Source organism: Candidatus Nitrosopumilus sediminis (assembly GCF_000299395.1).
Lineage (GTDB): Archaea > Thermoproteota > Nitrososphaeria > Nitrososphaerales > Nitrosopumilaceae > Nitrosopumilus > Nitrosopumilus sediminis.
Genome location: NC_018656.1, coordinates 1,474,520 through 1,496,720 on the forward strand (window position 1 = coordinate 1,474,520; position 22,201 = coordinate 1,496,720).

The 22,201-nt window shown below is 32.8% G+C and carries 30 protein-coding genes and 1 tRNA gene; 6 read left to right on the forward strand and 25 right to left on the reverse strand.

What is annotated here, in order from left to right:
• Positions 1-32 precede the first annotated feature (32 nt).
• From NSED_RS08790 to NSED_RS08800, 4 genes are all read right to left on the reverse strand, one after another.
• The gene (locus NSED_RS08790; RefSeq protein WP_026089993.1) at positions 33-617 is read right to left on the reverse strand and encodes a riboflavin synthase; all 585 of its coding nucleotides are present in this window, start codon (positions 615-617) and stop codon (positions 33-35) included.
• A gap of 44 nt (positions 618-661) precedes the next feature.
• On the reverse strand, positions 662-1,363 hold the full coding sequence (locus NSED_RS08795; protein WP_014965910.1) for a tetratricopeptide repeat protein: 702 nt from the start codon (positions 1,361-1,363) through the stop codon (positions 662-664).
• A 65-nt stretch (positions 1,364-1,428) separates the two neighbouring features.
• On the reverse strand, positions 1,429-1,572 hold the full coding sequence (locus tag NSED_RS10620; protein WP_193353267.1) for a hypothetical protein: 144 nt from the start codon (positions 1,570-1,572) through the stop codon (positions 1,429-1,431).
• Positions 1,573-1,639: 67 nt separating this feature from the next.
• Entirely contained in the window at positions 1,640-1,990 is a 351-nt protein-coding gene (locus tag NSED_RS08800; RefSeq protein WP_016940003.1) for a response regulator, read from the reverse strand.
• Positions 1,991-2,044: 54 nt separating this feature from the next.
• Between NSED_RS08800 and NSED_RS08805 the strand changes: the two genes are divergently transcribed.
• Positions 2,045-2,647, forward strand: a complete 603-nt coding sequence (locus NSED_RS08805) for a hypothetical protein (RefSeq protein WP_014965912.1) — start codon at positions 2,045-2,047, stop codon at positions 2,645-2,647.
• Positions 2,648-2,658: 11 nt separating this feature from the next.
• Here the strand turns inward: NSED_RS08805 and NSED_RS11030 are convergent, their stop codons facing one another.
• The 6 genes from NSED_RS11030 to NSED_RS08830 form a co-directional block, all read right to left on the reverse strand.
• The gene (locus NSED_RS11030; protein ID WP_338031859.1) at positions 2,659-3,186 is read right to left on the reverse strand and encodes an HpcH/HpaI aldolase/citrate lyase family protein; all 528 of its coding nucleotides are present in this window, start codon (positions 3,184-3,186) and stop codon (positions 2,659-2,661) included.
• Complete coding sequence (locus NSED_RS11035; RefSeq protein WP_272942431.1) at positions 3,159-3,512, reverse strand: aldolase/citrate lyase family protein; 354 nt, start codon at positions 3,510-3,512, stop codon at positions 3,159-3,161. The genes NSED_RS11030 and NSED_RS11035 overlap by 28 nt, the downstream gene beginning before the upstream one ends.
• Before the next feature lie 7 nt (positions 3,513-3,519).
• Positions 3,520-4,599 carry a zinc-binding dehydrogenase gene (locus NSED_RS08815; RefSeq protein WP_014965913.1) on the reverse strand — a complete coding sequence of 360 codons (1,080 nt, stop codon included), beginning with the start codon at positions 4,597-4,599 and terminating at the stop codon, positions 3,520-3,522.
• Positions 4,600-4,640: 41 nt separating this feature from the next.
• A complete protein-coding gene (locus NSED_RS08820) occupies positions 4,641-4,922 on the reverse strand; it encodes a DNA-binding protein (RefSeq protein WP_014965914.1) in 282 nt (93 codons plus the stop codon).
• 7 nt (positions 4,923-4,929) lie between these two features.
• Positions 4,930-5,382: a 30S ribosomal protein S19e gene (locus NSED_RS08825; RefSeq protein ID WP_014965915.1), complete on the reverse strand. Its 453-nt coding sequence runs from the start codon at positions 5,380-5,382 to the stop codon at positions 4,930-4,932.
• 137 nt (positions 5,383-5,519) lie between these two features.
• Positions 5,520-5,978 carry a cupredoxin domain-containing protein gene (locus tag NSED_RS08830; protein ID WP_014965916.1) on the reverse strand — a complete coding sequence of 153 codons (459 nt, stop codon included), beginning with the start codon at positions 5,976-5,978 and terminating at the stop codon, positions 5,520-5,522.
• 98 nt (positions 5,979-6,076) lie between these two features.
• Between NSED_RS08830 and NSED_RS08835 the strand changes: the two genes are divergently transcribed.
• Positions 6,077-6,361 (forward strand): hypothetical protein, encoded by a 285-nt coding sequence (locus NSED_RS08835; protein ID WP_014965917.1) that lies wholly within the window; start codon positions 6,077-6,079, stop codon positions 6,359-6,361.
• A 132-nt stretch (positions 6,362-6,493) separates the two neighbouring features.
• Here NSED_RS08835 and NSED_RS08840 read toward each other — a convergent pair whose 3' ends face one another.
• The 4 genes from NSED_RS08840 to NSED_RS08850 all read right to left on the reverse strand — a co-directional run bounded on the left by NSED_RS08840 (position 6,494) and on the right by NSED_RS08850 (position 8,906).
• Positions 6,494-6,976, reverse strand: a complete 483-nt coding sequence (locus NSED_RS08840; protein WP_014965918.1) for a cupredoxin domain-containing protein — start codon at positions 6,974-6,976, stop codon at positions 6,494-6,496.
• Between the two features lie 669 nt (positions 6,977-7,645).
• Positions 7,646-8,302 (reverse strand): EMC3/TMCO1 family protein, encoded by a 657-nt coding sequence (locus NSED_RS08845; protein ID WP_016940001.1) that lies wholly within the window; start codon positions 8,300-8,302, stop codon positions 7,646-7,648.
• Positions 8,303-8,327: 25 nt separating this feature from the next.
• Positions 8,328-8,489 (reverse strand): DUF1059 domain-containing protein, encoded by a 162-nt coding sequence (locus tag NSED_RS10175; RefSeq protein ID WP_014965920.1) that lies wholly within the window; start codon positions 8,487-8,489, stop codon positions 8,328-8,330.
• 216 nt (positions 8,490-8,705) lie between these two features.
• Complete coding sequence (locus NSED_RS08850; protein WP_014965921.1) at positions 8,706-8,906, reverse strand: hypothetical protein; 201 nt, start codon at positions 8,904-8,906, stop codon at positions 8,706-8,708.
• A 309-nt stretch (positions 8,907-9,215) separates the two neighbouring features.
• Between NSED_RS08850 and NSED_RS08855 the strand changes: the two genes are divergently transcribed.
• Positions 9,216-9,551: a hypothetical protein gene (locus tag NSED_RS08855; protein WP_014965922.1), complete on the forward strand. Its 336-nt coding sequence runs from the start codon at positions 9,216-9,218 to the stop codon at positions 9,549-9,551.
• On the opposite strand, the gene NSED_RS08860 is transcribed toward NSED_RS08855, so the two are convergent.
• Complete coding sequence (locus NSED_RS08860; protein ID WP_014965923.1) at positions 9,552-9,866, reverse strand: winged helix-turn-helix domain-containing protein; 315 nt, start codon at positions 9,864-9,866, stop codon at positions 9,552-9,554. It abuts the gene before it with no gap.
• Between the two features lie 100 nt (positions 9,867-9,966).
• Here NSED_RS08860 and NSED_RS10625 point away from each other — a divergent pair, with 100 nt between their 5' ends.
• From NSED_RS10625 to NSED_RS08870, 3 genes are read left to right on the forward strand one after another with little or no spacing between them, the layout of a single operon-like run.
• A complete protein-coding gene (locus NSED_RS10625; protein WP_016939998.1) occupies positions 9,967-10,140 on the forward strand; it encodes a hypothetical protein in 174 nt (57 codons plus the stop codon).
• A gap of 2 nt (positions 10,141-10,142) precedes the next feature.
• Complete coding sequence (locus NSED_RS08865) at positions 10,143-10,676, forward strand: Lrp/AsnC ligand binding domain-containing protein (protein ID WP_014965924.1); 534 nt, start codon at positions 10,143-10,145, stop codon at positions 10,674-10,676.
• Positions 10,677-10,727: 51 nt separating this feature from the next.
• Complete coding sequence (locus NSED_RS08870; protein WP_014965925.1) at positions 10,728-11,039, forward strand: hypothetical protein; 312 nt, start codon at positions 10,728-10,730, stop codon at positions 11,037-11,039.
• Here the strand turns inward: NSED_RS08870 and NSED_RS08875 are convergent, their stop codons facing one another.
• The 10 genes from NSED_RS08875 to NSED_RS08925 all read right to left on the reverse strand — a co-directional run bounded on the left by NSED_RS08875 (position 11,040) and on the right by NSED_RS08925 (position 22,200).
• Positions 11,040-12,518, reverse strand: a complete 1,479-nt coding sequence (locus NSED_RS08875) for a peptidase (protein WP_014965926.1) — start codon at positions 12,516-12,518, stop codon at positions 11,040-11,042.
• Between the two features lie 469 nt (positions 12,519-12,987).
• Entirely contained in the window at positions 12,988-13,254 is a 267-nt protein-coding gene (locus tag NSED_RS08885; protein WP_420804872.1) for a ribonuclease P protein component 4, read from the reverse strand.
• 86 nt (positions 13,255-13,340) lie between these two features.
• Positions 13,341-13,414, reverse strand: a tRNA-Gly gene (locus NSED_RS08890).
• 22 nt (positions 13,415-13,436) lie between these two features.
• The gene (locus NSED_RS08895; RefSeq protein WP_014965929.1) at positions 13,437-14,108 is read right to left on the reverse strand and encodes a ribosome biogenesis protein; all 672 of its coding nucleotides are present in this window, start codon (positions 14,106-14,108) and stop codon (positions 13,437-13,439) included.
• A gap of 1 nt (position 14,109) precedes the next feature.
• Positions 14,110-15,225, reverse strand: coding sequence for a hypothetical protein (locus NSED_RS08900; RefSeq protein ID WP_014965930.1), 1,116 nt, complete (start codon positions 15,223-15,225; stop codon positions 14,110-14,112).
• A gap of 46 nt (positions 15,226-15,271) precedes the next feature.
• Positions 15,272-17,923, reverse strand: coding sequence for an adenosylcobalamin-dependent ribonucleoside-diphosphate reductase (locus tag NSED_RS08905; protein ID WP_014965931.1), 2,652 nt, complete (start codon positions 17,921-17,923; stop codon positions 15,272-15,274).
• Between the two features lie 214 nt (positions 17,924-18,137).
• Positions 18,138-20,324, reverse strand: a complete 2,187-nt coding sequence (gene nrdD, locus NSED_RS08910) for an anaerobic ribonucleoside-triphosphate reductase (protein ID WP_014965932.1) — start codon at positions 20,322-20,324, stop codon at positions 18,138-18,140.
• 113 nt (positions 20,325-20,437) lie between these two features.
• Complete coding sequence (locus NSED_RS10630) at positions 20,438-20,599, reverse strand: LIM domain-containing protein (RefSeq protein WP_193353268.1); 162 nt, start codon at positions 20,597-20,599, stop codon at positions 20,438-20,440.
• A 70-nt stretch (positions 20,600-20,669) separates the two neighbouring features.
• Positions 20,670-21,035, reverse strand: a complete 366-nt coding sequence (locus tag NSED_RS08920) for a Zn-ribbon domain-containing OB-fold protein (protein WP_026089991.1) — start codon at positions 21,033-21,035, stop codon at positions 20,670-20,672.
• A gap of 1 nt (position 21,036) precedes the next feature.
• A complete protein-coding gene (locus tag NSED_RS08925; RefSeq protein WP_016939996.1) occupies positions 21,037-22,200 on the reverse strand; it encodes a thiolase domain-containing protein in 1,164 nt (387 codons plus the stop codon).
• Between the last annotated feature and the right edge of the window lies 1 nt (position 22,201).

Sequence of the window (22,201 nt, forward strand, 5' to 3'; positions counted from 1 at the left end):
GTAATTACCACTAAATTTGTAGATAATTGGCTTTATTTTAGAATATATTTTCCGAGAATGTCAGTTTCAATATTAACTTTATCGCCTACTTTCTTGGTGTGGAAATTTGTTACTTCAATAGTATGAGGAATCAGTGACACAGATGCCAATGAATTTTTAATATCAACCACAGTTAAACTAATTCCATCTACTGCTATAGAGCCTTTTTTTACAACAAATTTTGATAATTTTTTTGGAACTTCAAACCAAACCTGAACTTCTTTAGGTTTTTTTAGAATTTTTTTGATTGTTCCCACTCCGTCAACATGTCCTAAAACAAAATGACCTTCTAATCGATCACCTGCTTTTAAACTTCGTTCAATGTTTACGATACCACCAACTTTCAAATTCCCAAGATCTGTTTTTTTGGTAGTTTCTTCGATCATTTCAAAAATACAATTTGATTTTGAAAGTTTTGTTGCAGTCAAACAAACTCCATTTAGAGCAACACTTTGTCCAATTTTTAGTCCCTTTGCATGTTTTCCTAAATTTATTGTCATCTCAATTGCACTTCTATTTTTAGTATTTTTAGAAATTTTTTCTACTTTACCAATACCCTCAATTATTCCAGTAAACATTATTGATTCTATCATGTATGTGTATAAAATTATTTAGATAAATGTTATTTATTATATTTTTCAAATTCTTCTTCACAAAATTGATGAAAAACGGAGCATTTGTTTTCTTTGGCGCTGTTTTTGATTTTTTCCATGTCTTTGTTAAGAACTCCCTGGGCAGCTAAAAATGCATCATCAGACATACCTAATTTTTCAAATAATCGAGATTTTGCAAGTGGAATTTCTTTCAAGTTTGAATCAATTACTTGAGCCATGTCATAGTAACTTATTGCATCTTTGTATTTTCCTAGATGACTTAGGGAGATTGCCTTATTCATCAATGCAGTAACATCATTGGGATCTATTAACAGAACCGTATCATAATATTCCAATGCATTTTGATGTCGATTTAATTCATTAAGTGACAATCCCATGCTGTTTAGAGCCCAAATATCTTTGGGATCAACGTCAAGAATTTTTTGACACAATTCTAAGACTTTTTCATGTTGTTTCAAATTTTCTAGGGCATAGATCTTATTTTTTAATGCATATGTATCTGAATTTTTTATTTTTAAAACCTTATCACAATAAATAATTGCCTCATCAAATTTTTGCAAATAAATCAATGACAATGAAATATTTTGTAATGCAACCATATCATTTGGAATTTTTTCTAGTAAATTTTTGCAATATTCATACATCTCATCATATTTTTGAGCATTAAACATTCTAGTTATCACGTTTGAAGGATCAAGAAGATCAACCATTTTGCTATAATTTCTTAAAATTACATCTCTTTAATGTATTCTAAGAATTAAAGAAAAATGTAAAATTATTTTAAAATTTTACGCAGTGATTCATTTAGTACTTTAGAATAACTGTATGATGTTTGTTCTTGTTGAATCATTTTTGCTTGACGCATTCTGAGTTTCTTGTCTAGATCATCATCAATCATAATTGTTACACGTTTACTCATTTTCAATCATAATATTGTAGTAAGTTTTGAATATAACATTATATGAAAAGTTCCAAATTTGGGAAAACTAGTTTTGAATCATAGAAATTACTTGATCCATTTTGAATGGTTTTTGAATAAGTGGGATCTTAAGTTTTTCTAATTTTTCTTCAGTTGCAAAACTTCCATCAGCACTTACTGCAATAATGTGTGCTTTGGGATTAATATCATGAATTTTTTTAATAGCATAAAATCCACTACCATTTGGCATATTTAGATCAATGAGTACAACATCAGGTTTAGTTTCTTTGAATAATTTTACAGCAGTAACTCCATCAAATCCATTACCAACAACTTTGATATTATTTTCTTCAAGAAATTCACTAAATAGTCTAACTGTATCTTCATCATCATCAATCACTATTACTGACTTGGGCATGCTCATAGTAAACAATATCAGTGCTTTAATATTTTCCATTAATTGGAATAATATATGTCAGGAATAGATAAAATGATTGCAACTGCATTATCATCTGAAATTAAAAAAGAACTAGAACCAGAGATTTTAAAAAAAGTTGAGCGTGAATTGTTTTTAGAACACGGTATGTCAATAAAATTATCGATTGAGCATTTTGATAAATTTTCAAAAGTTCTTAAAAAAAATTCAAACATTGATGTAAAAAAATTTAAAGAAGGATGTATTGGAAAAATTCTTAAAATTAAAAAAAGTGATGAAAAATACTTAATTACCATACTAGATTTAGATTTGAAGAATTTAATTCTAGAAACATTTGGCGAAATAGAAGCAAGGAAAATGATTTCGTGTCTTTTAGAAAATGAATATACCATTCCACAAATTCTTAAAGAATCAAAAGTTCCTAAAACATCAGGATACAGAAAAATTGAAAATTTAATTCTTAATGGACTAATCATTGAGACAGGAAAGGTTCTAAGTGAAAGTAAAAAAATATCTAAACTACAGTGTATTTTTCAAGAAATAAAAATGGATGTCAAAAAAGGAAAAATCTCAGTGAATGGTGTTATTGATAAAAAAATATTTGAAAATAGCACTAGTATGAAATTTGTTTTTGAATAATAGAAAAAACATTACTTTACAAGTTCCAAGAGTGCTTTTGCCTGTTTGAAATGAACCTCATCTATCATTTTTCCCTCAACAGTAGTGGCTCCCTTTCCCTTCTTTGTTGATTCAAGGTAAACTTTGCATACTTTTTCAGCCCATAATATTTCGCTTTTATTTGGATGAAATAGTTTGTGGACAATAGAAATTTGATCAGGGTGTATGATACTTTTTCCAGTATAACCTAAGCTTTTTCCTAATTTGCAGTCTTTTTCTAATCCTTTAGAATCTTTGAGATCCTGCCAAATAGAATCAATTACTGCTACACCTGCTGCATGTGCGTCAACTGGTATTTTTCTTCGAGAATATTTTTCTCCTTCAGATTCTTTTGTATATTCTATTCCTAAATCATTTAACAAATCAAAAACACCAAAGACTACAGCAGGTATTCTTTTTCCATACGATGCAATATCATATGTGTTTACTACTCCTTCTGCAGATTCAATTGATGGGATAATTTGAATTGGTTTTAGTTTTTGGTTTTTTCTAAACTGGATAGAATTTTTTCAATTTTTTTCATTTCTTTAACATTGTTCACTTTTGGGATTACAATTCCATCAATACCTTTTTGGACAATTTCTTTAAGATCAGATGGAATTTTTCCAGAACTTGGAGAATTTGTTCTAACAAAAATTGAAGATTTGTATAGTTTTCTAGAATTTAATGCCGACTTGATTAATTTTCGTGCATTTACTTTTTCATTATCTGGAACGGAATCTTCTAAATCAAAACAGACAATATCAGCTTGAAGGGTTTTAGCTTTTTCTAAGAATCTGGAATTATTTCCAGGTACAAAAATTAGACTTCGAAAAAGCTGAGTCATTAAATGGCTATGCGCCCTCTGGCTTCATTAAGATTTTTCCGAACAATCCTTTTCCGGTCAACATCTTTGTATGAGCCTCAGCTGCTTGCTCAAAGGTATAAGTTGAGTCAATTGCTGCTTTGATTTTTCCTTGGCCCATCCAATAGAGTCCTTGTTCTAGTTCAGCTTTAGTTCCTTGTGTTGAACCTAAGATATTAGTTCCCTTAAAGAAGACATGTCTAAGATCAGTTTGTGCATTGTAACCAGTAGTTGCACCACAGGATACCAAAGTTGCACCATATTTGAGCAAAGTCAGTTGTTTGTTCCAGTGTGTTTCACCAATGTGATCAAATGATACATCAATTCCTGGTGCTTCATCTTTCTTCTTTGCAAGTTCTTTAGTGATTGCTCTAACTTCTTTATGCCAATCTTCTTTTCTATGATCTACTGCAAAATCTGCTCCAAGTTCTAGACATTTATCTAGTTTATCTGGACTTGCTGTTGCAATAACATCGCAATTGTATAGTTTAGCAATTTGGATACCAAAGCTGCCCACTCCAGAACCACCACCCATAATTAAGACAGTTTGTCCTGGTGTGATTTTGGCTCTTCCTACAAGCATGTGCCATGATGTCAACAACGTCATGGATGCAGCAGCTGCTTCATCATATGAAACTCCTTCAGGAATTTTTGCCACATTTACTTCAGGTAAATGAGTTACTTCTTGAAATGCTCCCCAAGTAGGACCAGTTTGAAATCCCCAAATGATTCTGTTTACACAATCAAATTCTCTACCATCAGTACATGCTTTACAAACTCTACATGACATGTTAGAGTGAGATACAACTCTATCTCCGACTTTGATATTTTTAACATCTTCACCTACTGCAATTACATCACCTGCAGCATCAGAACCTGAAACATGTGGTAATGGAACAGGAACTGGTTGACCCCTCATTCCCCAAATATCATTATAATTTAGAGCAGCAGCTTTAACTTTGAAAACTACTTCGTCTGATTTTGGTTTTGGGTCATCTATATCCTGGACTTTGAGGATTTTAGCATAATTATCATCTGGTGCGTATTCATTGTATACAACGGCTTTCATGTATTAACGGAAATTGTCTCTAAATTTATATTTTTTCTGGATTAAATTCGATTTATCTTAAAATCACGTTTAGGTTGCTGTGTAGAGAGCAAAATTTGTTTTAATTGATCGTCATTAATTTGTCCAGGAATTTTTCCTTGGGTTGCCATACCGATCAGGTATTGTTCAACCATATCAGATAATTCAGGTTTTACCATTTTGATGTTATTTAGTCTCATTCTAGCTTCAGGTGATAGAATCTGTTTTAGAATTTGTTCTTTTTGTGCATCTAATTCATGATTTTTGTTATCAACAGGAGGTTCATCAGATTCTGGAAAACTCATTTTGAATCTAAGAATATACTTTCAATTGTGGGTTTTCAACGATTAGTTCTTTAAGAATTTCTGTTGATAATCTATCGAGTTTTTGCATTCCTTGTTTGGAAATTCTACGTCCTTTCTTCTCAACTTTTTCTACATATCCAAGTTTTTCTAAACCTTGAATTGCATTTCGAATAATTGCACCACCTGCATCTTTATGATGAGCAGCTCCATATCCAGAAGGTTTACCACCACCATAATCATTTCTTAAAGCATTAATTCCAATTGGACCGTTAAGGTAAATTTTTCTCATAATTGATGCACATCTAGTATGCCACCATTCTCTATCTTGTGGAGGCTTATCTGCATGAGCTCCAGTTTTAACAAATGGAATCCAAGAAGGTGCAGGAATATCTTCATTTTTTAAAGCTGAAGCTAGTCTTTCAATCAATACATCTGCTGGGACATCGTAGACCTTTGCCATAAAATGAAAAAATCGATAATCGTCTTATAAATCATTGAGATATTGAATCAAGTTTGTTCAACATATTTCAGCACAAATTCTCAGATCGGAGTTTTGTTTTTCCAATTTTTATCATACTGAGACTCAATTCCTATGGATTAATCTTCAACAGGAAGAACTACAAGTTCCCCGCTCATAGTAGGTTGATGAAATGTACAAATGTAATTGAAAATTCCACTTTTTGTTGCTGTAAACTCTATTACGATATTTTCTTCAGCATTGATATCTTCATGAATATTGTATGCAGGGTCATTAATTGTAAAAGTATGATGTTCTTGAGTTTCTACAGGCTCAAGATTGTAAAAATGGATTTTTACTTTATCTCCTTGATTAACAACGATAGTATCCTGAGAAAACATATCTGGAGGAATTGCTAAACCTTCTTCCTCGATATTTTCATCAACTCTAGTAAACAAGTATACATCTCTTGTTTTAGGCACATAAGTTTCAGATTCATTGTAAATTTCGGGTTCTTCAAAAGTAATTGTAATCAAGATTCCAATAAAAGCAAGAACTAACGCAGATATGCTTATTCCCCACAATACACGGTTTGTCATGGTACTCAATGTATCAAGTATACAAATGTATATTATAATCTTCAATTAACATAGTTAACCTATCCTTATATCACAATCATCAATTAACTATAACAGAAATGAAAAATCCCTTTAGTAAAAAAAATAATTGTACTCAATGTGATTCAAAATTTTCAAGTCATGAGGATTTAGTTATACATGTGAGACATGAGCATCACAAAACTATTGTAAAATGTCAGAAATGTGGTAAAGAGTTCATACATGAAAAAGACAGATTACACCATACAAGAAAAGAACATGAGGAAGAAATGAGAGAGCGTTCTCATAAAAAATCATATCCAGATGAATATAAAACTCAAAACAGAGTGGATAAATTTAGAGCTAGGTTTAGTGACAAACTCTAGTCGTATTTTTTAGAAAGTAAAAATCTACAACTATCCCAAAATAATAAATCCCAATAGCAGAGCACTACAGATTGCAGTACCAATAGCCATTAGTTTTCTTTGCGAAAGTTTGTTCAATGATCAATCAAATCTTTATTCAGATACGGTAATGGTTCCCTTCATATCAGGATGAATTGAACAATAATAATCAAAAGTACCCAGTTTGTCTGCCACAAACGTAATTGATTCTGATTGAAAGTATCCAAGATCTTTTGTATGTACGTTAAATTCATCAATATTCAAATTATGTTTTGATGGATTATTGGGTTGATTTCGGTCTTCATTGATCAAATGAAGTTGAATAAGGTTATCCTGTGATACAGAAATTGAAGGGGATATGCCTTCTGCAGAGCCTGTGGTCTTTCCTCCTTTAGCATGTTGATAATGGTAATTTCCATTTGAGGAAGATACTGCTTTTAAAAATACATTTGATGATGGTGCAAAAACAAGATTATCAGAATTAACAGGACTAAAAGAATTTAGAGTAACTACACCTATCAAAATAATTACTCCTGCAACAACACTCACTGAGATAATCGTTCCTCGGGATATTTTAGAAGGTTTTTTCTTTTTCAATAATTAATAGGCAATTTGTTTGCATATACACAATGATTAACAATGTTAAGGAACCGCTAAAAAGAATATTTTCTAAAAAAGATTATGGGATTCACTAAAATTTGTCCCTTGTGCTCACAGGCTTTTGTGTCACTTGAGACATATATGTCACATATCAAAAACAACCACAGTAAAGAATCTCCTGAAGAATTTGTAAAAAACCATGGTGAGATAAAATGGTCATTTAGGAATGATAGATAATGTGTGGAAATGAAGGTTTGATGATATGAGAAAGTGTATAGTTTGTGGTAAAAATTTTGAGCATTGGTACAATGATGTATGCTCTACAGAATGTTCAAATGAATTAGAAGACTGAGATTAATTATGAATTATAGGAAATTCATTCAAAAAAAATATTCTTAAAATTTAGCATAATGTAGAAGCCAAAAATGACAGTTTGTATGAAATAGGATGAATTGAACCCTAGGAATCAGCAAGAGGTGTATTCATTCTAGGAATTATGCATCGTTGGCTACATTGACTTCTACATTACAAAGTGTACAATATTTTGATATTTAGTATTCACTTAACATTGTTAATTATTATCTAAATACTAGAGTTTGAAAATAATTGTGGCGAGAACAATTCATCTTGGTAAATATTACTGCTTGTTCATTCAACAAGTTCTCGCTAAGACATATTCATTGAAGTCTTTGTTAGTTTCATAATAATTCCACTAAATGATATGGAAGATAGGAAATACCAAGCCCATAGATATAGAGCATTTTCTTTTCCAAAGCAAATATGTTCAACATCCAAAGCTTGTTCTGCAGTACATGTGAGTTGAAAGAAATTTCCAGGAATTACATTCAGAGAAATTGGAGAAAATGCAACAGTATAAGAAAATAGTTGTGGCAATACAAGATAAAATATCAAAATAAGTGGAACAAAGGTAATCATCATAGGTCGCATGTTCATCTGCATCATCTCCATTGACATTTTGTTCATGTATGATGATTTTTTTCCTAGCTCTGCAATCTTTGCTTGATCTTTTGCTCTCATTGCAGCCATTCTTTCTTTTTGCCATCCTTTGGTTTCTTTCATAATTCGTTGTAGTTTATCTTGATCAACCATCTTCTTTCTAACCATTGAATTGAAAATATTCAAAACAATTCCAAATCCAGTTACTCCAAATAATGATAAAATTGCTCCCTTTACGATTGGATCATCGCTTCCTAGTGCCTGCCTATTTTGACTCATAAATGAAAAAATTCCTCCATCATCTCCTTGAAGAAATACATTATCGAGAAAAAACAAGATGAAATTGTAATCTAAATAATCAATCATACAATACTCATCTCTCATATTTGATCTATGATTTTCTCAGAATAAACTGCATCAAAGATTCTTTGGAATAGTCTATCCCATGTTCTTCATCAGTGTGTTTGCCAAATTTCTCAAGTACATTCTCTACTTCCCCTTCTACTACAAAATCACACTCAAACCCATAATCATTGCACTTTAGTTTTACCAATCATAATTTTCTTAAATTTGCAAGTAATATACTTCAGTTAACATTGTTAACTCAAATAATACAAAAAATAATGCAGAAGCAGTAGGAAATTATCACGTCTTAGGTGTAAATGAAACTAGAATAACAATTCATAGTCATGGATTTCCTCTCTGGAGTGAGTCGCCTCTGCATTAAATCTAATTGAGTTTATTGATATTTAGAATATGCTTAACAATGTTAAGGGATATTTTTTTTTCTAGATCGTTTATTTCTTGATTTGGTTCTGAGACGTGCACCACAACAAGGACATCCAAGCTTTGAGGTTTTAACAAAAACTGAACACATTGTACATCTTTTATGTCCTGATTCATAACGTAAAGCAGTAGAAACGGATTCAATTTCCAAGGCATCACATATTCCCTTACAAGAAAAAGTCATTTCTATGAAAATCTACTCCTTCCAATCTGAGACTTTTCCAATCTCCACCAATCTTTATTTTTTTTATCTGCAAGATTTTCTTCTTCGCAATCTTCTTGTTTTTTCATAGAATTACTGATATTGAATTTGTAATAAAACTAAATTAACAATGTTAAGTATTTGCTAAATACTATAATGAAGCAAATCACATAGTGGCATTCAAGAGAAATTTTAATAGTCCTTTAACTTTAATTTGTCTAAAGAGAATGAAAGAAAGTAATTTGGAGATAAGTAAATTTGTCCGATAATAGAAACAACATCCTAAGTTCCATGGATCTTTTTATTGAGAAAATTCAACATCTCAAAGGAATGATGTTGGGAGTTTCGTTTTCAGCCCTCATTTTAGCTCCTCTAGCAATAGGGATCTCAGCATATCTAATTACACACCCAAAGTTTCTTCTATTAGTTGAAAGTGAAGGAGAATTTGCATTACTCTTGACAATTTTACTAACTGTGGTGCTAGTTACTTCTGGAATTTGGTTGGTTGCAGGCATACAACAATTCAGATCTCTTAGTTCTTGGAACAAGAGATATTGTAGTTATTTGAAGAAACGAGAAGATTTGGATAGGAATATTTCTTTAAAATATAATCTAGATGAGGAATAATTATTCAAGATTTTCCACATTAGATCTACCACTTCTTGGGAATAATTTTTCAAAAGGTTCTATAATTTCATTACAAAAATCTATTCCTTTATGAGTTACCTTAAAGATGGTGATAGTTCTCTTCCCATCAACAGTTTCTATTCTTTGTATCATTTCATTTTTTTCAAGATTATCCAAAATTTGTTTGTGTTTTGTAATGTTTAATCCACAAAAACTAAACAATGCAGTCTGATTAAGTTGACCGTACTCAGATAGAGTCAAAATAATATCTTTTATGATGTAAATTCGTTCACGATATTTTTTTGTAACAGTCAATAATTGAATTAGCCATATTTGCTACTTTAACTATTGGGGCAATATAGCACAATTAACAATGTTAAGCAACGCATTATAACAAATAATTGGCATTGTTTGTATGGAATCTAATTTTTCGTTTGGGAAAATCAGAATAAAAAACATTTTCAAAAAAGGTACTGTGTTTACAAATAAATGTAAAATATGTGGACTAAAATTCACAGATCCTCAAAGAACTGAAAAACATATGATTAAAGCACATTCAAAGCCAAAACGTGAAAAACAAAATCACTGAAAATGGCAAAAGCATATGTTCTAATGAATTGTGATTTAGGTTCAGAAAAAGAGATTATTGCAACACTTGAAAAAATTGAAGGAGTAAAGGAAGTTCATGGTACACTTGGAATGTACGATATTATTGCACAAATAGAATCAGAAAACGAAGAGAAAATTAGAGAGATAATCACTAAAACCATTCGTAAAATGCCAAAAATTCGTTCTACTATGACCTTGACTCGTTCTGAATCTGAAGAATTTTTTAAAACATCAGAGAAATTAATTGGAATGATGTTAGGACATAATCTTGCTCAGGCATATGTAGTGATTCACTGTAACAAAGGTGAAGAATATCCTACATTAAAGAATCTCAGTCACATACCAGAGGTAAAAGAAGCAGATGTAGTTTTTGGATTTTATGATGTTATCTGTAAAATAGAGGCAACAGATGACAAAACATTAGAAGACATAACAACCAAAGCAATACGAAAATTACCTAACATTGAATCCAGTATGACATTAAACATTATCAATGAACAAGACTCTGATAATTAAAATATCAGATGGGTATTTGAGGTATAGAATATATCACAGAATAGATAAATTTTGAATCCATTATTTCAACTCAGTACAAGAAGTTATGAAAAAGAAATCCCCATTGTAAGACAAGCATTAGCAGACTTGGAAACTGAATGCAACATACATAATGGATATAAAATTGGAGATTCATTTGAAAAATTTGGTTGGACATTTTTTAATATTCAGATTAGTGAAGAACTAACAAAAATAATTGAAGAGTCAGGAATGATGAAAGGAGCATTAGGGCGTAAAATAGAAGAACAAATGACCAATTTCATGGGACATTATCTAGAAACTAAAGGTAGTAAAGTAAGAATAAAAATGATCAATTACGGATAATTAAGAAGTGATTTTTATTATTCCTTCTTTGATCAAAAACTGTATTCCTTGAATGAATGAATCATCGTTTATTTGTCCTGCTGCCCACCATTCTGCATTGTTTTTAATCCATGAAGGAATTTCATTTGAACCAGAACTTGTACCTTGTTCTGTCGAAGGAATTTGCAATACATCTTCTTTGATCAAAAACTGTATTCCTTGAATGAATGAATCATCGTTTATTTGTCCTGCTGCCCACCATTCTGCATTGTTTTTAATCCATGAAGGAATTTTAGAAGGTAAAGTAACAGAATTATCTAATTGAACAAGAAGAGGATTTTCTGAAATTTCAATATCTATAGTGATATATCCTCCCATAGTAGCATCAGGGATTTCATATTCTGAACCCGTTCCATGAACAAAAATTACATAATGAATTATTCCTGCATTTTCTTCAACTGGAAGAAGAAGATGAACTTGTCCAAAACCATTAAACAAATCTGCACGACCAATATCTTCTGCATATGAACGGAGACGGTTACCCTTTTCGTCAACTACCCAAATATCATAATGGACTTGATCAATAAATTCCACATCATTGTACTTGTTCATGAAGTTTATTTTCCAATCAATATCACATCCTTCAATAGGAAATTCTGGAGAATAATTATACTGTATTGTCATGGAAAATGTGTTTGTAGCTTCACGACCGCTAATATAATCATGAAAGTTAGTATCACAATCCAACAAATCTTCTTTTAGTATAGTTGATTCAACATCCTTGAATGGGTCATCAATTACATTTTCTTTATAATCTAACAATGTATATTGATGCATTATTGGAGCAATGCCTGTAGTAACCCATGCATATGTTAATGCCTTGACAGGATAAGGGAAATCATCAACTATCCAAATTTCATTATTGTTACCACTATACCAGCCAACAACAACTGCATCTGCAGTTCCAGCAGGAGTAGTTATTGTTTCAGTGCGTTTAGGAATTAATTGCCCACCTCCAATAGCACCAATTTTACCCCATGCTGCATCGCTAAACTTTTGTGGTCCATGTATTCGATCATCTTCATTTGCAGTAGCAAAAGCAGATAACCATGCCAAGGAGGATTTGAATGCAATGGCATAATGAAATAGATTATCATCAAAAGTTACTGGTTCAGGGGAGTTTTTACCAAGACCCATTGAGCCTTTAATTATTTTATTGCCGTCAATAACTACGACTTTTGCATCCCATAGCGATTCACTTTCATTTTGTATATCTCCTTTAATCCAAAATTTTATTTTGATAGGAGCACAGTCATTAAGATCGATTTCACAAAGAGAGTATTCAAAATAATCTCCAATTGCAAGACCTTCTCCCAAATACCAAGAACCATCTACATTTACACCTCCAGCTGTTTGAACGCCTTGTCCATAAGATAGATTAGAATACCCTACACTGAACAAAATAACTAATAGACTAGATAATACCAGATAAAACTTCATTACAAATTTATCAATTATGAGCTATTAAGCATGGATTAACATTGTTTACCTATGTTTATCTTTAAACATGTCAGATATTCTATGTTGAGTTACTGTACAGGTAAATGTAAGCAATACAAAGCTCTCAAGCCAAGACAAATTGGTAGGTATGCATCAGGACAAAAAAGATGTAATTTTTGTGAAATATTTCTAAATTTTGATGGATTAAAGTGTCCTTGTTGCAATAAACAACTAAGATCTCTACCTAGAAGTAGAAAAGATAAGGAATCATTTCTAGCTCAAATTGCATAATCCTAGATTCAGAGATATGTAGATTAACAATGTTAAGGAAACCACTAAAAGGAACATTTTTTAAAAATATTCATGGGATTAGGAATAAAAATTATAATATTTGCAATCGTAGCAATTCTTGTACAGATTTTTGGTATTGTTTTATTGTAATTATGTCTCTCAATCATAGATTTGAATACTATTGAGATATAATTTTGCGATAAGTATGCCCACACAAGTTACAAGAAATTCTGATCGACTTGACAGATGCTCTTCCTAAACGAATTCGAGAATTTATTCCAGGCGCAATGAAGGATTTACATTTTTTGCAAAAAACCATTCTGAGATTATATGGCATTCGGATTTTGTGTCTAGTACTTATCCTTCTAGCAATAGAAGCTTGTTTTTGAGAAAGTTCAGGATTAGTCTTTGCATTACTAATTGCATTTTCGATAAGAATTTCCATTCTTTCCATTGCAATTTTTTTTGCTCCAAGTTTCACAGCAATCTTTGAAACTACACCTAAAAATTAGTTCTCATAGAGTAAAACAATGCAGTCAGCGGGATTCGAACCCGCGTCACAGGGTTGGAAACCCCGAATACTAACCAGGCTATACTATGACTGCAATAGAATGCAAATTTCATTTCCTACATAAAAATGGTTTTTTCATACTCATAGAGCATTCTAGCAATTACAACGTGACCCTCAAAGGATTCATCTCCAACTGAATAAAGATCTGTTATTTTATTTTCAACTGAATCAGAGAAATGCCCCTTTTGAAATCCTCCAAGCACAATACAGGCATTATTTGTAATCTCTTTTGCAATTTTTTCATATGTACTATTCGTACCCTTTGTTGAGAAACCAATCACTTTGGAAGGATTGATCTCATCAATTAGTTGAGAAAATGTTTTTTCTTCAATTTCTAATAAAAGATCATTGTCTTTTGTAGTAATTCTTTTTTCCTGATATAATTTTTCTATCACTCCTTCAAATCTGTGATATGATTTGGGAATGTGAACATTTTTGCCAAAAGAGATTACTTTGTCATCAAGTGTATGAACATAAAGTTTCATTTTATTTTGAAGGTATAATGGAATAGTTGTTGCTTCTAGTATTGAAAAGTGTACTAGATCAGGTCTGCCTCGTTTCAGTTCATTTTCAATCCCTTTCATAGCTGCAAAATGCCATGAATTATCTAGTAAAATTTCTGATGGATGTTTTCCCAGTTTTTGCGCATGTGAAATTATTGATGGATGATGTTCTAATTCAACTGGAACAAGTTCTAATGAAGATTCAGATAAAATTAAAGAAATCATTTTAGTTTATCATTTCAATTTGCTTCTTAAATTCATTCCAACTAGATTTAGGATTTCCATCATTGTCTATCAACCCTGCACTACAAATGTAATGACTTAGTCTTTCAGCTACATGTTCACTACTTCCAAAACCAGATCCTCCTACAGTTAGGGTATCTTCTCCTATGGTAGGCGCTTCAACTATACAAGTTCCATCAGGCCTATCGTATTGCCTATACCAATTAAAAAATTCTATTTTAGATTCATTTTCTGTATAAAATTCAAATGATTTGCCTACAAACTCTCTTTGTTGGGAGTCACTTCCTCCAACAAAATCAGAAGTACTCCAGCTAATCTCAAAAAGTCCAACTTTCTTCTCACCTGCTAAATCAAAGATTTGTTGTAATTCTTCTTTTGCTTGTTCAGGAGTTTTTACAATATCATTAAGTGAATCTACTGGTGAATAAGAGAATGCTACAAAATCACCAACAGATAATTCAGTTACGATATATTGCAGATTTTTGTTTAAAACTTGATGTAATGCAAATGAATTTCCTATTTTTACATCAGGATGTTTTTCTTTAATTTTTTCATATACACCATTGAATAATTCCTTATACACAGGAATATTTTGCTCATAGAATCTGAATTGTGATTCTGTTTGTCCTGCAAGAATTACTGTATCTACAATATCATATCTTGATAATATTTCATCTAGTACACTAACAACTCTGTCTTTACCTATAGAATTAAGGGATGGTTTTCCAATCCAATTTGGAAAAGGTCCAAGTGTTTCACCGTTAATTATAGAAAAGTATAAAGTAACTTTGAGATTGTTTTTTTCATTCATACCCATCAAAATATCAGATTGTTTCCAATCAAATTCTCCACGTATCGGTTCGACTATATTCCAGAATAGATAGACATTACTTCTTCCAATTCCAGTATCTGAAGCTTCAGAATAAACCTGGTCTAACTCTTGTAAGGTTGTGGACTGATTTGGAGAATTGATCACAAGGCCAATTTTTTCATTTGTTTGCTGATTAGAGACAACATCAACATTAGTGATCAATATTACAGAGACGATTGCAATAATTACGGCTATGCCTGTAATTATGCCTAGGGATTTTTTATCCATGTAGATTGAAAAAGAAAAGTAAGTAAAAAAGTTGTGATTCTGTTATTTATCCAGAAGTACAACCACTGTATCCACATTCAATGCAGATACTACAACCTTCAACAAATACTAGATTGTTTTTACATGTTGGACATAGACGATCTTCAGAAACCTCTTCAATTTTCGGAGGTTCTAATTTGATTTCTTCATCATGTACCTTTAATGCAAGTGCAGCATTAACTTGAGACTTGATGTATGGGTTGGTGATTTTTGTAGTCACATATTCAGTCATGTAATCACTTGGAGATACGTCAAACGTCTTTGTTGCATTCTCGTTTGTCATGTGAAGAACTTGTTTGTGTCTAGAGCCATCACGATAAACAGTCATTCCTTTTAGACCAATTTCGTGTGCCAATAGATATGCAGATTTCACATCTTCTACTGTTACATCATATGGCATGTTGATTGTTTTTGCAATTGCATTTCCAATCCAATCTTGCCATACACCTTGAGCCATTAGATGATCAGCCCAATGGATATCCATTGCTGTAACAAAGACATCTTGCATCCATTGTGGAATCTCTTCAATTCCTTTCAACGAGCCATAGTTGTCTGCAATCTTTTCAAGAATTTCATCACTGTAGAGACCTTCTTCTTTCAGAGCTTCTTCAAGAATCTTGTTAGTATAGAAGAATCGTCCAACTGTAACTCTCTTTTCAAACACTAGAGCAAATGCAGGTTCCATTCCATTTGAACAGTCTGCAATCATAGATAGTGTTCCAGTTGGAGCCACTGTAGTGGTTAAGACATTTCTAATACCATGTTTTTGGATTTTCTCAATGAGTGGATCCCATTCATAAGAATGAGAATCTTTTGGTTTCTCATAGTATCCAGACACAGGGATTTTTCCTTCAGGATATTCTGTTTTTGCACATAATGGGAATTCGCCACGAGCATTAGCAAGTGCAACACTTTCTTCCATTGAATAGTATGTTAGGGCTTCAGATAGTTTTGATTGTAGTTCATAGCCTTCTTTAGAATTGTATGGAATCTTTAGTCTGTATAACAGATCAGCTACTCCCATAACTCCTAGTCCAATTCTTCTAGACTCTTTTGATGCTACATTGATTTCTGGTACTGGATAATTATTTACATCAATGATGTTATCCAAGAATCTTGTTGTCTTGCGGATAATCTCTTCATATCCTTGCCAATCAAATTCATAAGAACCATCTGCTTGTCTTTTTGCAAGATTTACCAAATTGATAGAACCTAGATTGCATGATTCGTATGGATAGAGACTTTGTTCACCACATGGATTTGTAGCTCTTAGTGGGGCTTGTCTAGCTTTTGCAAATACGTTATACTTGTTAATTTGATCAAAGAAGATCAAACCTGGTTCTGCACTTTTCCATGCAGATAATGCAATTAGATCAATTAGTTGATGTGCATTGATTTCTTTTACAGGTTTTTTGTCACGTGGGCTACGTAGGACATAGTTACCATCAGTTGTGTTTACAAGTGCATGCCAAAAGTCTTCCCAGATTCCAACACTTATGTTGAAGTTCTCCAAAACTCCTGCCTCGGTTTTGTTTGTGATGAATTTTTCAACATCAGGATGCCATGCTTCAATGATTCCCATGTTTGCACCACGTCTTTTTCCACCTTGTTTTACAACTTCAGTTACAGTATTGATGATATTCATGAAAGATACGGGGCCGGATGCAACGCCAGATGTTGAGGCTACAATATCACCTTCTTCACGAAGATCCGAATAATTGATTCCAACTCCACCGCCAGACTTGAAGATTAATGCTGCATCAGAAGTTGATTTCATGATTTCTTCCATGCCATCATTCATTCCAAGTACAAAGCATGCTGAGAGCTGTCCTAGTCTTCCACCTGCATTCATCATTGTTGGTGAATTGGGTAGAAAGTCTTGTGCAGTCATCATCTGGAAGTATTCAGTAATTTTATCTGCATACACTTCGAGTTTCTTTCCTGCTAGGAGTGTCAAAAGATCTTTGAAACTTATTTTCATCTGACCTTTGCTTGCAAGAGTCACATAGTGATTGATTAAAGCTCTAAAATGCCATTTGTTGAAGAAATAATCTCCAACTTTGAATTTATAATCAAAGGCATCTAGTTTTTCAAGATAAGATTTTGCTTCATCTATATCCTGTTTGTTATTTCCAGATTTATCAAATATTTGAGAATCATAAAGCATGTCACCAATTCCTACTAGAATTGCGACTCTTTCAAACATTTGAGTTGGAGATTCAATAATCTCACTTTTGGAATTTCTAAAAAGATATCTTGAGGCTAGAACTCTAAGACAGTTCAAGTCAAATTTCTTTGAGACTGGATCAAGGGTCTTTAGATTCAAGACCTTCATTTTTTCATCTCTTAATTTCCTTCTCTCATGTCTATAGACGATGTATGCTTTTGCAATATCGCTATTGCCACTATCAATTAAAGTAGATTCTACAATATCTTGAATATCTTCAACTGTAGGTGATCTAGAGCTAGTAAATCCTTGCTCAACTAACTTGTTAACTACATCATTTGCTAGTTTGTCGGCAACGCCACGGTCGGCTTTAGAGGTGGCTGCCAATGCCCGATAAATGGCATTTGAAATTTTATCTTTATTGAAAGCCGTTACTGCGCCACTGCGCTTACGGATCTCAGTGATCGTATTTTCTATTTGTGAATTGTCCATTATAATCTCCCCAAAAGGGTTAGAATGAATATGGATATAACTTGTGTGCTCGAAAAATTTTGATCTTGCTCTGCTATTAGGTCAATATTTTTAACACCGCTACTATGAACATCATATTGGCATAATATTACTTACAGTTGACGATGATCGCGAAATCTGAAACTGATCAAAAAATTTTGAAAAATGATCGGAACTAGTTTAACATTTACGATTTTCAGACAACGTAAGGGGATTTACACTTTGGACACTTGTCATCAAATTGCTCATCTTTGAAACCACACTCACCACAAATTGCAGTATGTCTTACTAGTTTGAATGAAGGTGTAAGTTCAGAAGTTTTCTCTATTGATTTTTTGATAGCCTCAATCTTTGCATTTTTGTCAATATCTAATGTCACAAGTAATCCACCATTGAGTAGTTTTGAGAGTTTATTACACTCAGAGATAGGCTCGCTTTTGTTAGTATAATCAGAGACTTCAGATGCTTTGATTACTACACCTTGAGAATAGAAATCAGATTCCATTGAATTTAGAGATGAATTTTTGCCATATTTTTCGCCATCAAGGGTTGCAAATCGGGCAGAACCTTCAGTTTCAGTCATGGAAATGGCCACGGTATCACCTAATTCCTTGCCTTTTTTGGCACCTACATCAACTGCAGTTTCAATGACCTTGTGAAGAATATCTCGACCTTCCTTGTTGTCTTGGAATCCAAGTATGTTAAAGACTGCCTCTTTGAGTCCTACCAAATTTACAACCAAAGATACAGAACTTCTTTGCATGTATTGTGTATTTTTTGCAAGAATTGGATTGAGACCTCTTCGTGTAAGATCTGAGATCTCTTTCTTTCTTAATGCCATAGAAGCTAAGGCAGGTTTCATTAGTAGAGCAAGTCTTGCTCTAAAGTAAGTTTCATCTTTGTTTGATTCAAATGCTAATCTTGGAAGATTAATGGAAACAGATTGTAAAGTTATTGAAAGTGGACCAGAGGCCTTTGTTGATCCATTTGTAATTCCATAGCTTGATGTTTGGCCTTTAGCAAACATTACTTTTCCACCAATTGAAATAATTTCTGCTACTGCTTGTGATACATCAGTAACTTTTCCTTTATCAGCATCAATTACCAAACCAATTTTTGGAATTGGTGTTATCTTTGCATAATTTTTGTATGCATTAATTATTGAATTAATTATTTTTGTATCAGTTCCAAGTTGCAAGCGAATTGAAACATTAGTGCTAGTTTTATTGTATTTTGATGTTGTGGATGCAGTTGCAAATGCAAAAGTTAATTTTTGTTCAAGTTCTGGAAGTGACTTTGAATGCTTTGTAAATAATGGAACTAAACCATCAAGTACAACTTCTTGTGAAGCTTCTTTTGAAAGAAGGGCGATAACTACAGACAATGAACTTGTAATTTCATCAAGTTGTTTTGATGCAGGAATTCTTGATACATCAAGATATTTTCCACCAAGATCAATTCCATCTTCAATTAATTCTTTAACGTTAACAAAGATTGTATCAGGAATCATTGACCAGATTCCAGGATTTGAAATATGCAAGTCGCCAGAAAGATGCGAGTCTGCTACATCTTTTGGTAAAATATTTGTAAGAAGATGTTCAGCAAATACTCGCTGTCCAGCATTAAACAAGAGGCCTTCAGCACCATTATCTACATTATCTAGATTAGAAATCATTTCTTGAACATCATACACAGGCAAACCTAGGCGTGCGAGTTTGTTCCTATATTCCTCATGGCCATGCTCAAGCAGGACAGAATTGACCATTTCACGAATTAATGCGCCTGTAAGATATGTAGTCTGATATTTGTAAATTCTATTTTCAACTTCTTCAGTAATTTTTTGTGCTAGTTCTAATGGAAGGCTTCCTTCACGAACTAGAGATTGAATAATTTTATGTGAGTTAAATTCCTCAATTGACTCAGATGATGTTCTAACATACATTTTTCCACTTTCAATAATTGATCTTTCTTCAATTTGTCTTGCTAAACTTAGAACAAGTTTTCCAAGATTTGTAATGGTATAACGTCTTTCAGATTTGTTTAGTGCAACAAGTGATTGTCTAAGTAATTTTCTCAAATGGTATGCAAATTTGCCACTTTCTTTTTTTGACTTGAATCCAGCTAGGGATTTTAGTTCAGAGTAAGTTAAAGGACCTTTAGAATTCAGGATTCTGAGAATATCAATTCTATTTGGACTTGCCATGACAGAGAAAATCATTCTGACACGTTTTGAAGTAGACTGTAATATTCCACCTCGCTTTGGATCTGAATCGTCATCAGAGTCCAAGTCGACATCTAGATCTGCATCATCAATATCTGCATCTAGGTCTGTATCTAAGTCGGGATCTATATCTAATTCAAGTTCCTCTTTACTTAGTTTCATCATTGCATCTATAGAGTAGGAGTAAATAAGACTTGTGACTAGATTATTTTTTTAAGATTTTAGATCATATTTCCTAAAAATGTAAAAAGATCTTTATTGAAGATCAATTTGTATTAATTTTCTTGAACATCCAGTGAAAACTCAGATGTTGAAAGTTTCTGTCCACATGATGGGCATTTCCCATTTGTTGGATGAAGTACGTCTTTTAGCGATTTTAGCATCTTCATGTTTGTGATCTTTTCACCGCATTTACCACATGTAATTTCTACTGACATGGAAATGATCAGATACACAAAATTATTAAGAAAAGATTTTGATTTTTTTTAATAATTCAAGCAAATTATTTTACTGCTTTTCGATGAGAATTCCGCGTTCATCAAAACCAGCAATTTTGGCTCTTGTTCCAACTGGCAAATCTGCTGGGGTGGCAACATCTGCCATAAATCCAGATATTCTCAAATCTGTATTATCTACCTGAAGGACGACAAAAGCATATGGAGTATATTTTTCAAAGCCTGCAGGAGCCACTGTAATTATGGTATATGTGGCAATAGAGCCCACTCCATCTAATATTACATCTTCAAATCCTTTACTTCCGCATTTTCGGCAATAATATGCAGTAGACAAATGAAGGAATCCACAATCAGTACATTTGTGAGTCAGGAATTTTCCTTGCTTTGCATATTCAATAACTTGTTCTTCAATAGTCATTTTACACACTTTGGAATACATGAACAGCACAACTTGCACCAGTTGCACCAAAATTATGAGTTAAACCAATTTTTGCATCTTTAACAGTTCTAGCACCAGCTTTTCCAGTTAGTTGATCAAATACTTCTACAACTTGTCCAACACCTGTTGCTCCAATTGGATGTCCTTTTGATTTAAGACCACCTGAAGGATTAATTGAAATATCAGAATTTAATTTTGTTCTACCTTCACGAACTGCTTGAACGCCTTGTCCTTTATCAAAGAATCCCAAGTCTTCAGTGTCAACAACTTCTGCAATTGTAAAACAATCATGAACTTCTGCAAAGTCAATATCTTTTGCAGTGATTCCTGCCATTTTGTATGCATCTGCTGCTGCAATCTTTGTACTAGGAATTGTAGTCATATGTTCACGTCCTTGTAATGCTGCAGGTGAACCACCTCTACCAGAACCAATTACTTCTATGTAGTCACCACCATGTTCTTTTGCAAACTTTTCAGAACAAAGAATAACAGAACTTGCACCATCAGAGAACGGACAGCAATCATAAAGTTTTAGTGGACTTGCAACTACTGCAGATTTCATTACATCATCAACTGTAATTTTCTTTTGCATGTGAGCTTTTGGATTAAGAAAACCATTATCATGATTCTTTACTGCAACTGCTGCAAAGTCTTCTTCAGTTGCATCAAATTCTGTCAAGTAAGCTCTTGCCATAGATGCAAATAAACCTGGAAATGATGCACCAGCCTGACCCTCATAAAAAAAGTCAGAACAATATGCAAAGTAAGTTGTCGTCCATTCAGTTCCAGTGTGAGTTACTTTTTCAACACCAGTTACTACAAGACAATCATAAAATCCTGCTGCAACATTAGCATATGCTTCTCTAAAAGATACAGAGCCGCTTCCACATGCAGACTCTATTGTTAATGATGGTTTATCAGGAATTCCCAATCTACTCATTAAGACAGGACCAAGGTGAACTTGCTTGTCAGCAACTCCGAAAACGTTTGAAATGTAAGATGCTTGAATGTCTTTTGGGGAAATTCCTGCACTTTCTATGGCTGAAACTGATGCCTGAGTAGTAATATCTGCAATACTTTCACTTAATTTTCCATATTTGGTGCTACCAGCGCCAAGAACACAAACCTTTTCCACAAATGTCACT